Raw genomic sequence first — 14,330 nt, 5'->3', positions numbered from 1 at the left:
CCGTTGCCGGATTATTAACCAGAATTATAAAATTGCGTAATAAAGAGTCGGCAAACGGTGAATGCCGGGCGAGGTTACAGACGTGAAAACCAACCTGATAACCCGGGAGGGTTACAACAAACTGCGTGAAGAGCACGACCATCTGTGGAACGTGAAGCGCCCGGAGATAACGAAAATCGTCTCCTGGGCGGCCAGCCTGGGCGATCGTTCCGAGAACGCGGACTACACTTACAACAAACGTTTGCTGCGCCAGATCGATCGCCGCTTGCGCTACCTGCGGAAATGCCTGACGGAGCTGAAGATCGTCGATTATTCGCCGCAGCAGGACGGCAAGGTGTTTTTCGGCGCCTGGGTGGAGATCGAAAACCAGGAGGGCGAGGTAAAGCGCTTTCGCATTGTCGGACCGGATGAGATCTACGGCGAGAATAAAGAGTATATTTCGATCGACTCTCCCATGGCGCGGGCGCTGCTGAAGAAGGAAATCGACGACGAGTTTACCGTCAATACCCCGCACGGCCCGCGCGAGTGGTTTATCAATACCATCGAATATGTAAAACCGTAGCGCAGCGAGCGCGTCGCCGGGCTTTCACCACTTCTCCAATTGTTTAAAGAATGAAGCCTGTGACGTTTTATTGGCTAACGGGTCTTTATAATCCACTACAACAAGGCGCGGATTTTGCCGCAGGCGGATAAAGGAAATGGTTGATTAAACATGTTTTAATATGCTTTGTAACAATTTTGCCTGGAATGTACACCAGAAACGGCTGTCAGTAATTCGTATGTTTCTGAACAATAGCGGCATCGGCGGCAATCACGCCTATGGAGAAAGAGAATGCAAGAGAATTATAAAATTCTGGTTGTGGACGACGACATGCGTTTGCGCGCGCTGCTGGAGCGTTATCTGACCGAGCAGGGTTTTCAGGTGCGCAGCGTCGCCAATGCTGAACAGATGGATCGCCTGCTGACCCGCGAGTCGTTTCACCTGATGGTGCTGGATCTGATGTTGCCGGGAGAGGACGGCCTGTCTATCTGCCGCCGTTTACGCAGCCAGAGCAACCCGATGCCGATCATCATGGTGACGGCGAAAGGGGAAGAGGTTGACCGTATCGTCGGTCTGGAAATCGGCGCCGACGACTATATTCCCAAGCCGTTCAACCCTCGCGAGCTGCTGGCCCGCATTCGCGCGGTGCTGCGTCGTCAGGCCAACGAGTTGCCGGGGGCGCCGTCGCAGGAAGAGGCGATTATCGCTTTTGGCAAATTCAAACTGAATCTGGGCACGCGCGAAATGTTTCGCGATGACGAACCGATGCCGTTAACCAGCGGCGAGTTTGCGGTGCTTAAAGCGCTGGTCAGCCATCCGCGCGAGCCGCTGTCGCGCGACAAACTGATGAATCTGGCGCGCGGCCGCGAATACAGCGCCATGGAGCGCTCCATCGACGTGCAGATTTCCCGCCTGCGGCGCATGGTGGAAGAAGATCCGGCGCATCCGCGCTATATCCAAACGGTTTGGGGCCTGGGCTACGTCTTTGTACCGGACGGCAGTAAGGCATGATCCGCTGGCGCTTTTCTCCACGCAGTTCGTTCGCCCGAACGCTGCTGCTGATTGTCACGCTGTTGTTCGTCAGCCTGGTCACCACCTATCTGGTGGTGCTCAACTTCGCTATCTTACCGAGTCTGCAGCAGTTCAATAAGGTGCTGGCCTACGAGGTGAGAATGCTGATGACCGACAGCCTGCAACTGGAGGATGGCTCCACCCTTGAAGTGCCGCCGGCGTTCCGGCGCGAGATTTACCGCGAGCTGGGCATTTCGTTATATACCAATGAGGCGGCGGAGGAGAGCGGTCTGCGCTGGGCCCAGCACTATAAATTTCTCAGCCAGCAGATGGCGCAGCAGCTGGGCGGCCCGACGGATGTGCGGGTCGAGGTGAGCAAGAATACCCCGGTGGTATGGCTGAAAACCTGGCTGTCGCCGGATATCTGGGTGCGGGTGCCGCTGACCGAGATCCATCAGGGGGATTTTTCTCCGCTGTTTCGTTACACGCTGGCGATCATGCTGCTGGTGATCGGCGGCGCCTGGCTGTTTATCCGGGTGCAGAATCGCCCGTTGGTTGAACTGGAACATGCCGCCTTGCAGGTGGGGAAGGGGATTATTCCGCCGCCGCTGCGCGAGTACGGCGCCTCGGAGGTGCGCTCCGTCACCCGGGCGTTCAACCAGATGGCGTCCGGCGTGAAGCTGCTGGCTGACGATCGCACCCTGCTGATGGCGGGGGTCAGCCACGACCTGCGTACGCCGCTGACGCGCATTCGCCTGGCGACGGAAATGATGAGCAAGGAAGATGACTATCTGGCGGAGTCGATCAATAAGGATATTGAAGAGTGCAACGCGATTATCGAACAGTTTATCGACTACCTGCGCACCGGGCAGGAAATGCAGACGGAAGTGGCCGACCTGAACGCCATTATGGGCGAAGTGGTGGCGGCGGAAAGTGGCTATGAGCGCCAGATCGACAGCGACTTCGCCAGCGGCGAACTGTTGGTGCGCGTCAGCCCGTTATCCATCAAGCGCGCGGCGCTGAATCTGGTGGTGAACGCCGCCCGCTACGGCAACGGCTGGATAAAGGTCAGTACCGGGCGCGAACTGCAGCGCGCCTGGTTTCAGGTGGAGGATGACGGCAGCGGTATTGAACCGGCGCTGCTGAAGCATCTTTTCCAGCCTTTTGTACGCGGCGACAGCGCGCGCAGCACCAGCGGCACCGGTCTCGGCCTGGCGATCGTCCAGCGCATTATCGACGCTCATGACGGGGTGCTGAACGTCGGCGTCAGCGAGCGCGGCGGGCTGTGCGTGCGGGCTTATCTGCCGCTGCCGTTCGATATCCCCGCGCCCGAGAGCGGGACGGCAAAAGAGAGTTAAAGGGCGCTTCTTCCGTCGTTCCCACCAACAAAATCCATCGCTCCCGCCGACAACTTCCGTCGCTCCCGCCAACAACTTCCGTCGCTCCCGTCAGCAACTTCCGTCGCTCCACCAACAACTTCCGTCGTTCCCGCCGACAAATTCCGTCGCTCCCGCCGACAACTTCCGTCGCCCCGCCAACAACTTCCGTCGTCCCGCCAACAACTTCCGTCGTCCCCGCCGACAAATTCCGTCGCCCCGCCAACAACTTCCGTCTTCCCCGCGGTAGTAGGCGGGGACCTGCTTTTACCGGCGACCCGGCGTTGCGTGAGATCCCCGCTTTCGCGGGGATGACGGTAATGATAAGGGGATGACGGTAATGATAAGGGGATGACGGTAATGGTAAGAGATGATAGTGATGCTAAGGGATGACGGTAATGGTAAGAGATGACGGTAATGCTAAGGGATGACGGTGATGCTAAGAGATGACAGTGATGGTAAGGGATGACGGTAATGATAAGGGATGACGGTAATGCTAAGGGATGACGGTGATGCTAAGGGATGACGGTGATGCTAAGGGATGACGATAATGCTAAGGGATGACGGTAATGGTCAGAGATGACGGTAATGGTCAGAGATGACGGTAATGGTCAGAGATGACGGTGATGCTAAGGGACGACAGTAATGCTAAGGGATAACAGTGATGTAAGGGACGACAGTGCTGGCAAAAGGCGTGCACTATCGACCCCTTACAAACCCTTACAGCTTCGGACCTGCCTTAACCAGCGCGGCGCCGGCCGGCGCATCGGTGTATTTATCAAAGTTGGCGATAAAACGCCGCGCCAGATCTTCCGCCTTCTCCTGCCATTGCGCCCGATCGGCGTAGGTATCGCGCGGATCGAGGATCGCGCTATCGACGCCGGGCAACGATCTGGGGATCTCCAGATCGAAGATCGGCAGCGTCTGCGTTTCCGCGTCCTCGATGCTGCCGTTCAGAATGGCGTCGATAATGCCGCGCGTATCCTTGATGGAGATACGTTTCCCGCTGCCGTTCCAGCCGGTGTTGACCAGATAAGCCTGAGCGCCCGCCGCCTGCATGCGCTTCACCAGCACCTCGGCGTACTGCGTGGGATGCAGGGTCAGAAAGGCGGCGCCAAAGCAGGCGGAGAAGGTGGGCGTGGGCTCGGTGATGCCGCGCTCGGTGCCCGCCAGTTTGGCGGTGAAGCCGGAGAGGAAATGGTACTGCGTCTGATCCGACGTCAGGCGCGATACCGGCGGCAACACGCCGAAGGCGTCGGCCGTCAGGAAAATCACCTTGGTGGCGTGTCCGGCTTTGGAAACCGGTTTGACGATATTGTGAATGTGGTAGATCGGGTAGGAAACGCGGGTGTTTTCGGTTTTCGAACCGTCGTTGAAATCGATGCTGCCGTCCGCCAGCACGGTGACGTTTTCCAGCAGCGCATCCCGTTTGATGGCGCCGTAGATATCCGGCTCCGCCTCTTTGGACAGCTTGATGGTTTTGGCGTAGCAACCGCCTTCGAAGTTGAATACGCCGTCGTCATCCCAGCCGTGCTCGTCATCGCCGATCAGCTGGCGTTTCGGGTCGGTCGACAGAGTGGTTTTCCCGGTGCCGGAAAGGCCGAAGAACACCGCCACATCGCCGTCCTCGCCGACGTTCGCCGAACAGTGCATGGAGGCGATGCCTTTCAGCGGCAGCAGGTAGTTCATAATGGAGAATATCCCCTTTTTCATTTCTCCGCCGTACCAGGTGCCGCCGATCAGCTGGATACGTTCCGTCAGGTTGAACGCCACGAAGTTCTCGGAGTTCAGCCCCTGTTCCCGCCACTGCGGATTGGTGCATTTGGCGCCGTTCATCACGATGAAATCAGGTTCGAAATCCTGTAATTCCTCATCGCTGGGGCGGATAAACATGTTTTTCACGAAGTGCGCCTGCCAGGCGACCTCGGTGATAAATCGAACCTTCAGCCGGCTGTCGGGGTTGGCGCCGCAGAAGGCGTCGACGATAAACAGCCGTTTATCGGACAGCTGTGTCGTGACCAGCTGCTTGAGATGCGTCCAGATTTCCTGGCTCAGGGGATGGTTATCATTTTTGCCGTTCCCCTGATCGGACCACCATACGGTGTCGCGCGTTACGTCATCGCGGACGATGTATTTATCTTTCGGCGAGCGGCCGGTAAAAATGCCGGTATCGACGGCAACCGCGCCCAGGTTGGTTTCTATACCTCGTTCATAGCCTTGTAGGGTAGGGGATATTTCTTCTTCAAAAAGTAATTCATAGCTGGGATTGTAGACAATATCGCGGACGTTCTGGATTCCATAAGCCGCGAGGGCTTGTGGTGAAACACCTTTAATCGGCATGTACTACTCCTCAATTGTTATATTTCAACTAACAAGCATTGTATGCTGTGAGCTTATTTTAACCGCGAGAGTAATCATAAAATTAAATAAATTTTTTAATAACTTTGCCAATATTGCGGGTTGAAAAATCAGATGTGGTTGTTTTTTATACAGTTCAGTTTGGGAGGAACGGGTACATAAAGTACCCGTGCAAGAATCAATGGAGAAGATGAGTCGCTGAGCCCTGTTTTAGCGCCCGTATGTCATCGGCGTTGAAAAGGTAGTGATTGCCGCAGTAATCACAGTGCATATCGATCTCGCCGTCCTGCTGCAGCATGTCATTCACTTCCTGTTCCGGCAGGGTCATTAACGCGCCGGCGCAGCGCTCGCGCGAGCAGTGGCACTGGAAAGAGACCGCCTGCGGCTCATATACCGTCACCTGCTCCTGATGGTAGAGGCGGTAGAGCACCTCGTTTGCCGGCAGGGCAAACAGCTCTTCCTCTTTGACGGTGGCGGTGAGCTGGGCCAGATGGTCGAAATCATCGCGGGCGGCGTCCTGCGCGGGCAGCACCTGCAACAGCATGCCCGCCGCGGCCCGGCGGCCGTCCTGTTCGCCGGTACGGATAAATAACCGGGTGGGGAGCTGTTCGGATTGCAGGAAATAGTTTTCCAGGCAGTCGGCGAGCGTTTCGCCCTCTAACCCCACCACGCCCTGATAGCGCTCGCCTTCGGTCGGCGTAATGGTGATGACCAGATAGCCGTTGCCCACCATCTCCTTCAGCGAGCTGTCCGGGGCGATTTCACCCTGCAGACGGGCGACGCCGCGCATTTGCTGCTGATGGTTGCCGTTAATCACCGCCAGTTTCAGCGCGCCGTCTCCCTGCAGCTGAACGGTAATATCGCCGCTGAACTTTAACGTCGCCGTTAACAGGCTGGTCGCCACCAGCATTTCTCCCAGCAGGGTTTGTACCGCAAGCGGGTAGTCATGATTGGCCAGAATATGTTGATAGGTATCGCTGACCGTCGCCAACTCGCCGCGGACGGCATGATTTTCAAACAGGTAACGATGTAGCTGGTCATGGGTGGACATGGTTTTCTCTCGCTGTGGCGCCAGGTTATTCCCGATCGCTGTATTTAAATTTAATCAGATCCCGTCGTTCTTTCTTATCCGGACGACGATCCGGGTGCGGCATGGTCAGCGCATTCATTTTGCGCGTCAGCGCCAGCTTTTCCCGTTTCTCGATACTCTCGGCGGTTTCCCGATACAGCGCCTGCGCTTCCGCGGCGCTTCTGCGCTGGCCGCTGAGCGCGCTAACAATCACGGTGCGCTCGTCGTTCCCCTGGCGTAACTTGATTGCGGCATTCAGCTCAACCAGTTTGCTGGGCTTGCTGCGCTGGCCGTTGTAGTGAACTTTGCCGCCGTCGACCATTTCGCGGGCGATCGCCCGGGTTTTATAGAAACGGGCGGCCCACAGCCACTTGTCCAGGCGGATGGCGTCGCCGAAATTTTCGCTGCTTTTCATCATCAATTCTCCTGCTTAACCGACTGACGCAGCGCCGGCAGCAGCCCGAGATAGTTATTCATCGACGGGTGCTGGCGGAATGCTTTTTCCTGCTGGCCGGAATCAGGATTACTGACGCCCAGACAATAGCGTATGCCGAAATTTTTGGCGGCGTCCAGAATCGGTTCGCTATCATCGATAAACAGCGTTCTGGCGGGGTCAAATCCCGTTTGGCGCTGCACGGCCCGCCATAACAGCGGATCTTCTTTCGGATACCCATAAGTATGGGTGGAAAGCAATAAATCAAGGTGCCGGTCTAATCCGGTATGGGCGATTTTCACCGCCAGGCTGTGCGGGTGGGCGTTGGTCAGCAGAATGGTTCGTTTGCCGCCGTCGCGCAGGGCGGCCAGAAACGGCGCGCTGTCTTCACGCAGCCGGGCGCGCTCGCCGATATCCGTGGTCATCTGGTAAATATCCAGATCCAGTCTTGCGCTCCAGTAGTCGAAACAGTACCAGTTGAGCGTGTGCTGCACCGCCCGGTACTCCGCCGCAATAAGCCGCTGGGCCTGTTCAAGGCTGATGCCGCGTTTATCGCTGAGCGACTGCGGCACCAATTGCAGCCAGAAGTAGTTATCAAAAGCCAGATCCAGCAGCGTGCCGTCCATATCCAATAGAACGGTGTCGATTTCATGCCAGTTAAAACGGGGGCTCATAGGTACTCCAGATACAGAACGCAGCCGGACGATACAGGCGGCTTTGGGTGAGCGGATAAATACGGCGGCGCGGTCAGAATAACATAACAATGCGCCGTTTCACGATGATCAGAACCGGCGCGTGCGCTTGTCCGTCAGGAATGCCGGGGATCCGCCGCCGCCGAAACGTGTGGCGTAATAGCGCTGAATATGGGTTATCCGCTGTTTGCTTTGGCGTATTTTGCTTACCAGCAGCGCGGCGTTGGTAACCAGCGTGGCGGAGAAGAGCAGCAGCAGCAGGCAACTGCCAAGATAACGCCACAGGGTAATCACGTCCGGTTCGCTGTGCAGGCTGATATGTTGAGTGCCGTTGGCGTCTTTACTGAGGTGGGTGATGACGCCCGAGGCGTTAAACGGCGTGTGCAGCAGCGTGGATGATAACCGCTGCAGTTCCTGCCATTGATCCGCTGGCCGGTATTCATTCAGCGGCGTGGGCGGCAAAGGGTGGCCGACGAGCTGGCGACCTTCGTCGCTGCGAATTAAAAAGCCGCCGGGCGGGGGGCTATTGAGTAAGTCCGCGGCGCTGTTGATTTCCCGATAGAAGAAAAAGTCGGTGGCGCTGTTGACGATGGATTCCAGCGCTTCGGCGCTCACCGGGCGCAACAGCACGTTCATGCCTCTGAGCGATCCTGAAGAGGCGCGTTTTACCAGTTCGTCCCAGTTTTTCACGTTGCCCAGATTGACCAGGGCGTTTTTCAGCCGGATACAGTCGCCTTCATTTTCACAAAGCGCCTGGGTTTTCAACACGATATCGGAGAAATTATTCAGCAGAATCATCCCTGATTTTTGAATGGCGGAAGCTAGCTGCGAGTTAACCATCCCCTCTTTATCGGTCTGCGGGTGCAGCTGGTTGTTCACCGCTTTAAGCAATGCCGAGGTTTTTTCAATGGTATCGGATTCCGGCAAGGGTAAAGGCTCCGCCTTATTCCAGTAAATCGCCGAGCAGTCAAAAGGGGCATAGGCGGAAACGTAGCCCGCGGGATAAACCCGGGTCGGGACATAACACATTCCGGTGCCTTGCACCTGCAGCGTATCGCCGATTTTGAGCGCTATTTTTTCCAACTCGTCAACCTGGGCGACCTGAATATTTTGTGCGCCCTGTAGCCAGGCCATGCTGAGCTTTAACGGCAGTCCAAGCGGGACGTAGGTCAATAGAAAAATCAGGCAGAGCAGCGAACCCGACGCCAATAACAGATTTTTACCCCAGCGTTGGAGGGGGAAGTTTTTGACTTCGTCGTGTAGCGAAAGGTGCTCGCCCTGACGGATAACCTGCCGGTTAAGATAGATATCGACATCCGTTTTTCTTCCCAAATCATGGGTGATATAAGGTTGCCAGTGGGGAGGATAGATAAGATCGATATTCCCCAAAGAGACGTTGCTGAGCTGCCCCTGGTTGGATTCGCCAAAAAGGCCGAGACCTTGCGGCGTGCCGTGGAGGCAATGAACATCGCGCAGTTCCTGCTCCGAGGGGGAGCGGAAAAGCTGCCAGACGCTCCAGCCGGCGAGCAGCACCGCCGTGCCGGTCAGCCAGGGAAGCAGCGCGACCGGGCTGTTGAGACTGATTAACAGCAGCAGGAATGCCAGACACAGCACGGCGGCTTCTTTCAGCCCCGCCGAGTGGTGTATGGCATGCTCTTCACTGGTCTCCTTGCGAATGGTCACCAGCTCGGCGTGTTCATGCTCTTCATGATGGATGGCGGCATTGGGCGGCGGAATTTCCGGGGCGGAACTCATCTGACCGTTGGCGATGCACTCCACCAATGAGTGCCCGTTAAGGGAAATAACCAGCGGAATCGAGCGGGTCTTAATCAGCTCAACGGTATTGTTTTCAGTAATATACTGTTCCCAGCAAGGGGGCAGGTGAATTTCCTGCGTATCGATATAGTATCGCCACTTATGCTGCGAGTCGGTGCTCAGGCCGTAACGCGTAATGGTATGCGTCAGCGGATATACCCGACTGCTTTGCAGTGAGCGGGGTAGCCTGGGGGAGGACGTAGGGGTGTCGAGCGGCGTTGTTTTCTGACTGTTTTCCTGAGCAAGGTAGTGCTCAACGGCGATGCGCTCTTCATCCGTCAGTTGACGAAACGATGATTGTTTTACCGGTAAGGGTTTGACGAAAGGCAGGCGCCGGCGCATACGGTAGTCAATGATACTTCCGACAGCGATCAGACAGGCGAGCAATATAGCCAATAGGATAAATATTGTGCTCATGTCATCTCCATCCCAACGTGACCTACTCCTTGTTTTTGCCGAATTTTAATCAACTTACCCAATCGAGAATAACCCGTACGGCCTGATCTTATTAAATTAATAGCTAAAAATAACGGCGGTTACCCACGCAAGGCGACAATAGTAGCAATCGGCAAGAGTACCTAAAATGAGGTTAATCCGATTTTTTGGCAAGTCATTGACTTTTTATTTTTACAACGGGCCGTCGCCAGCGACGTTTTTTTATTTCAACAGCGGAAAGGTGTGTATTATGTTATAAAAAAGTAAATTCATAATCGTGATAGTTGCAGCGAAGACCACTGTTAACGCACAATATGAGCAATATCAAAAAGAATATTAACGATCGCTTTTCATTCCGCGATACATCGGCATCTAGGGTAAAGGTAAATATGACCGATCGTTCGGGTTGGGCTAAGTGTCGCTGCGGTCGTAATTTCTCTATGGGGCCATTATGAGTCATAACCTGCAGAAACCTAAAATACTCAAGGTAGAAACGGTTGCCTGTTCGCGCTTGTTCAACGTCGAATCCATCGATCTGGAGTTCAGTAACGGCGCCCGCCGGGTTTATGAGCGCATGCGTCCGACCGGGCGGGAAGCCGTGATGATCGTGCCTATCATCGATGATGACCTACTGCTTATCCGCGAGTACGCGGTCGGTATCGAACAATACGAGCTTGGCTTTCCCAAAGGATTGATCGACCCCGGCGAGACGGTATTCGAAGCCGCCAACCGCGAGCTGATGGAGGAGGCGGGATTCGGCGCACGGCAGATGGATCTGTTGGCCACCTTGACGATGGCGCCCTCCTACTTTTCCAGCCAGATGAATATCGTGGTGGCGCGCGGGCTGTATCCGCAAAGCCTTGAGGGCGATGAGCCGGAGCCGATGCCGAAAGTGCGCTGGCCGCTGAGCGATATGATGACGCTGCTACAGGAGCCGGATTTCCGCGAAGCGCGTAACGTCAGCGCGCTATTTCTGACTCAGGATTGGCTGAACCGCGCGGCGCGTTGATGCGCGTGAGATAAACAAAAAGGCGCCGATTTTGGCGCCTTTTGCGTACTCAGGCCTCGGCCGCGCTATCAGAACAGCTCTTCGCTTTTCCCGTTATCCATCAGTGTGGTGCCGGCTTCATGCACTTCGTACTCGGTCGGCTGCGTGCCTTCAATAAAGTATTCGGAACGGCTGTTGCCGCCGCCGTTGGACAGTTTGCCGCTGTTGCGGTCGATGGTCACGCTGACGATGCCGGGCGGCGGCGTCAGCGGCTGTTCGGGAACGCCGTCCAGCGCGACCTTCATAAACTCATCCCAGGCCGGCTGTGCGGATTTCGCGCCGCCTTCGTAGCCTGAAATCTGGTCCTTGATGACGCCGGAGGCGCTGCTGGCGCCCAGCGTCCGCCGGTGATCGTCGAAGCCGATCCACACAGAGGTGACAAGGTTAGGGCCATAGCCCGAGAACCAGGCGTCTTTGGAGCTGTTGGTGGTGCCGGTTTTACCGCCGATATCGCGGCGTTTCAACTCGCGGCCCGCGCGCCAGCCCGTCCCCATCCAGCCCGGTTCCCCGAAGACGTTGCTGTTAAGCGCATCTTTAATCAGGAAGGCCAGCGGGGTACTGATAACGTGCGGCGCGTAAGGCTGAGCGGTGCTTTGCCGCGCCTCCTCGGGCGTAACCGGCTCCAGCTGCGGCATGGGCAGCGCGCCCTGCGGCGGATTTTCCCGCGAGGTGGCGACGTCTTCCGCATTGTTGACGGCCAGCACCGGCGAGCGCCGGGTTTCACCGTACACCAGCGGCAGATTGCAGGTATCGCACACCACTTTGGGGGTGGCGGTGAATACGGTGCCGCCCGCTTCGCTCTCTATTCTGGTAATAAAATAGGGATCGACCAGATAGCCGCCGTTGGACATCACCGCGTAACCGCGAACCACCTGCAGCGGCGTAAAGGACGCGGCGCCCAGCGCCAGCGATTCGGTATGCACGATGTTCTGTTCAGGGAAGCCGAAACGCCGCATATATTCGGCGGCATAGTCCACGCCCATGGCGCGCATGGCGCGCACCATCACCACGTTTTTGGATTGTCCCAGCCCCTGGCGCAAACGGATCGGGCCGTCATAGGTGGCCGGCGAGTTTTTCGGCCGCCAGTCCGAACCGGCGCCGGCGTCCCAACGGGTAATGGGGACGTCATTGAGGATGGTGGCCAGCGTCAGGCCTTTATCCATGGCCGCCGTATACAGAAACGGCTTGATGTTGGAGCCAATCTGGCGCAGCGCCTGGGTGACGCGGTTAAACTTGCTGTGGTTAAAGTCGAAACCGCCCACCAGCGCTTCGATGGCGCCGTTATTCGGATTCATCGACACCAGCGCCGAGTTGACGTTCGGCACCTGGGCGAGCCACCAGTCGTTTTCCACCTGACGCACCCACACCTGCTGACCGACCTGAACCACATCGGTGACCCGTTTGGGCGTCGGGCCCTGCTGGGTATCGGAGCGATACGGCCGCGCCCAGCGCATACCGGCCATCGGCAGGGAAATATTGCTGCCGTCGGCCATCACCGCAACCGCCTGATCGGCGCTGGCGCCGGTAATGACCGCCGGAAACAGCGGCCCGTAGACCGGCAGGCTTTTCAGCGCGGCGACGATTTTGTCGCGATCCCAGGCGCCTTCGCCTACTTTCCACAATACGTCGGCGGGGCCGCGATAGCCGTGGCGCATATCGTACGCCAGCACGTTATTGCGCAGGGCGTCCTGGGCGGCCAACTGCAGTTTGCGGGTGATGGTGGTATAGACCTTATAGCCGTCGTTATAGGCATCGTCGCCGTAACGCTTGATCATTTCCTGACGCACCATTTCCGCCACATAGGGCGCGGAAAACGCAATGCGCGGCGCATGGTAGTCGGCCACCAGTTTTTCACCGCGCGCGGCGTCATATTGCGCCTGGGTGATGTAGTTCTCATCCCGCATCCGCGCCAGAACCACGTTGCGCCGGGCGATCGCGCGGTCATAGGAGTAGAGCGGGTTAAAGGTGGAAGGGGCCTTCGGCAAACCGGCGATCATCGCCATTTCGCTCAGCGTAAGCTGATCGACCGGGCGGCCGAAATAGACGTGGGCGGCCGCTCCGACGCCGTAAGAGCGATAGCCGAGATAGATCTTGTTCAGATAGAGCTCGAGAATTTCATCTTTGGTGAGCAGTTGCTCAATGCGGATAGCCAGAAAGACTTCCTTGATTTTACGGATCAGGGTGCGTTCCGGGCTAAGGAAAAAGTTTCTGGCAAGCTGTTGCGTAATGGTGCTGGCGCCCTGTGAGGCATGACCGGAGGTTAACGCAATAGACGCGGCGCGGATAATTCCCACCGGATCGACGCCGTGGTGCTCATAGAAGCGGCTGTCTTCGGTGGCGATAAACGCATGCACCAGCACCGGGGGAATTTGATCCAGTTTCAACGGGATGCGGCGATGTTCGCCAAATTGCGCGATCAGTTCGCCATCGGTGCTGTATACCTGCATCGGCGTTTGCAGCCGAATGTCTTTCAGCGTGGCGACATCGGGCAATTGAGGTTCGATATAGCGGTACAGACCATATATCGAGGCGGCTCCCAGCAGGATGCAAGTCACTGCAAGGATAAATAAATACTTTACGAACTTCACCTGAGATTTTCCATTCAGTAGCGTTTGGACAGTTTATAAACAATCGCGCGCTAGTATAAAGGTAAGCCTGTTCTGTGGATACGTTCTTTGACAAGGAAATTGGGTTGAACATGGCTTATCACATCTGGCGGGTTGGATTAGATATACAAAACGGGTTTATGCGCGCGCTGGCGGTCCAGCGCCGTCGCCACGGCTGGCAGCTGCGCTGCTGGTGGCAGTTTCCGCTGCCGGACGACACGTTGCGCGCGGGTAGTCTACACCATACCGCGGCGCTTTGTGAGACCTTGCTGCAATGGCGCAGACTATTGCCCCGCCATATTTCACTGCGGGTGGGGTTTCCCGCGCAGCGGGTATTGCAGCAGTATTTGCCGGCGCCGGACAGCCGGTTGCAGGAGCCGGAGCGTAACGAATACATACAGGCCATGGCCGCCCGCAAGCTGCCGGTCAGCAGTGATTTATTGTCGATAGACTATCGGCAGGATCCGCATACGCCGGGTTCTTTACTGATTACCGCCGCGCGGCGGCCGGAGTTGCATAGCTGGCTTGAATGTCTGCGCACGGCGGATTTGCATCCCGACGTCGTCGAGGTTTCAACCTGCGCCATTCGCTGTATGGCGCGGTCGGCGGGGCTGGAGCATCGCTTTTTATTGCTGCATCGGCTGGCGGACGGCTGGCTATGGGTATCGCCGCTGAGCCATGCCTTTCAGTTCGGCGTAATACATGCCGATGAATTGCCCCCCGACGGGGATATTTTTTCGTTGGTAAGTACCCGCTATCCCCAGGCACCCCATGATGCGGTCTATTACAGCAGCACCTTGCCGGAATTAGCCGGCAACCGGCCGGACGTGCTGATCCCCTGGTCTCCGTTGACCGCGTTTGACCAGATGCAACCGCCTTTACCTGATTTTCCACCGGCATTCGTTATCGCCGGCGGGTTGGCTTTGCGCCCTGAGGATAGCTGAAC

Annotated in this window: 11 protein-coding genes; 5 read left to right on the top strand and 6 right to left on the bottom strand. The window is 56.9% G+C overall.

Going from position 1 to position 14,330, the window contains the following annotated elements; genetic code table 11:
- Window positions 1-82: 82 nt before the first annotated feature.
- The 3 genes from greB to envZ all read left to right on the top strand — a co-directional run bounded on the left by greB (window position 83) and on the right by envZ (window position 2,910).
- On the top strand, window positions 83-562 hold the full coding sequence (gene greB / locus MFP24_RS10405) for a transcription elongation factor GreB (RefSeq protein ID WP_249230482.1): 480 nt from the start codon (window positions 83-85) through the stop codon (window positions 560-562).
- Window positions 563-832: 270 nt separating this feature from the next.
- Window positions 833-1,552, top strand: coding sequence for an osmolarity response regulator transcription factor OmpR (ompR, locus tag MFP24_RS10400; RefSeq protein ID WP_005969424.1), 720 nt, complete (start codon window positions 833-835; stop codon window positions 1,550-1,552).
- Complete coding sequence (gene envZ / locus MFP24_RS10395; RefSeq protein WP_249230481.1) at window positions 1,549-2,910, top strand: two-component system sensor histidine kinase EnvZ; 1,362 nt, start codon at window positions 1,549-1,551, stop codon at window positions 2,908-2,910. The genes ompR and envZ overlap by 4 nt, the downstream gene beginning before the upstream one ends.
- Before the next feature lie 738 nt (window positions 2,911-3,648).
- On the opposite strand, the gene pckA is transcribed toward envZ, so the two are convergent.
- From pckA to MFP24_RS10370, 5 genes are all read right to left on the bottom strand, one after another.
- On the bottom strand, window positions 3,649-5,268 hold the full coding sequence (gene pckA / locus MFP24_RS10390; protein WP_249230480.1) for a phosphoenolpyruvate carboxykinase (ATP): 1,620 nt from the start codon (window positions 5,266-5,268) through the stop codon (window positions 3,649-3,651).
- Between the two features lie 196 nt (window positions 5,269-5,464).
- Window positions 5,465-6,337: an Hsp33 family molecular chaperone HslO gene (gene hslO / locus MFP24_RS10385; protein ID WP_249230479.1), complete on the bottom strand. Its 873-nt coding sequence runs from the start codon at window positions 6,335-6,337 to the stop codon at window positions 5,465-5,467.
- 25 nt (window positions 6,338-6,362) lie between these two features.
- Window positions 6,363-6,773 (bottom strand): ribosome-associated heat shock protein Hsp15, encoded by a 411-nt coding sequence (gene hslR / locus MFP24_RS10380; RefSeq protein ID WP_249230478.1) that lies wholly within the window; start codon window positions 6,771-6,773, stop codon window positions 6,363-6,365.
- Complete coding sequence (yrfG, locus tag MFP24_RS10375; protein ID WP_249230477.1) at window positions 6,773-7,462, bottom strand: GMP/IMP nucleotidase; 690 nt, start codon at window positions 7,460-7,462, stop codon at window positions 6,773-6,775. The genes hslR and yrfG overlap by 1 nt, the downstream gene beginning before the upstream one ends.
- A 108-nt stretch (window positions 7,463-7,570) precedes the next feature.
- Window positions 7,571-9,712, bottom strand: coding sequence for an IgaA/UmoB family intracellular growth attenuator (locus MFP24_RS10370; RefSeq protein ID WP_249230476.1), 2,142 nt, complete (start codon window positions 9,710-9,712; stop codon window positions 7,571-7,573).
- A 469-nt stretch (window positions 9,713-10,181) separates the two neighbouring features.
- Between MFP24_RS10370 and nudE the strand changes: the two genes are divergently transcribed.
- Window positions 10,182-10,739 (top strand): ADP compounds hydrolase NudE, encoded by a 558-nt coding sequence (gene nudE / locus MFP24_RS10365; protein WP_249230475.1) that lies wholly within the window; start codon window positions 10,182-10,184, stop codon window positions 10,737-10,739.
- A 68-nt stretch (window positions 10,740-10,807) separates the two neighbouring features.
- Here the strand turns inward: nudE and mrcA are convergent, their stop codons facing one another.
- Complete coding sequence (gene mrcA, locus MFP24_RS10360; protein ID WP_249230474.1) at window positions 10,808-13,366, bottom strand: peptidoglycan glycosyltransferase/peptidoglycan DD-transpeptidase MrcA; 2,559 nt, start codon at window positions 13,364-13,366, stop codon at window positions 10,808-10,810.
- A 110-nt stretch (window positions 13,367-13,476) separates the two neighbouring features.
- On the opposite strand from mrcA, the gene pilM reads away from it, so the two are divergent.
- Window positions 13,477-14,328, top strand: coding sequence for a type IV pilus biogenesis protein PilM (pilM, locus tag MFP24_RS10355; protein ID WP_249230473.1), 852 nt, complete (start codon window positions 13,477-13,479; stop codon window positions 14,326-14,328).
- Window positions 14,329-14,330 lie beyond the last annotated feature (2 nt).

This window comes from Brenneria tiliae (assembly GCF_023347575.1).
GTDB classification, from domain to species: Bacteria; Pseudomonadota; Gammaproteobacteria; order Enterobacterales; family Enterobacteriaceae; genus Brenneria; species Brenneria corticis.
Note: the sequence above shows the minus strand (reverse complement) of the source record. Positions and strands in the feature narration are given on the sequence as shown.

Excerpts from the sequence above, each read along its gene's own strand:
- ompR (WP_005969424.1), top strand. The coding sequence starts at position 833 with ATGCAAGAGAATTATAAAATTCTGGTTGTGGACGACGACATGCGTTTG.
- envZ (WP_249230481.1), top strand. The coding sequence starts at position 1,549 with ATGATCCGCTGGCGCTTTTCTCCACGCAGTTCGTTCGCCCGAACGCTG.
- pckA (WP_249230480.1), bottom strand. The coding sequence starts at position 5,268 with ATGCCGATTAAAGGTGTTTCACCACAAGCCCTCGCGGCTTATGGAATC.
- hslO (WP_249230479.1), bottom strand. The coding sequence starts at position 6,337 with ATGTCCACCCATGACCAGCTACATCGTTACCTGTTTGAAAATCATGCC.
- hslR (WP_249230478.1), bottom strand. The coding sequence starts at position 6,773 with ATGATGAAAAGCAGCGAAAATTTCGGCGACGCCATCCGCCTGGACAAG.
- yrfG (WP_249230477.1), bottom strand. The coding sequence starts at position 7,462 with ATGAGCCCCCGTTTTAACTGGCATGAAATCGACACCGTTCTATTGGAT.
- MFP24_RS10370 (WP_249230476.1), bottom strand. The coding sequence starts at position 9,712 with ATGAGCACAATATTTATCCTATTGGCTATATTGCTCGCCTGTCTGATC.
- nudE (WP_249230475.1), top strand. The coding sequence starts at position 10,182 with ATGAGTCATAACCTGCAGAAACCTAAAATACTCAAGGTAGAAACGGTT.
- pilM (WP_249230473.1), top strand. The coding sequence starts at position 13,477 with ATGGCTTATCACATCTGGCGGGTTGGATTAGATATACAAAACGGGTTT.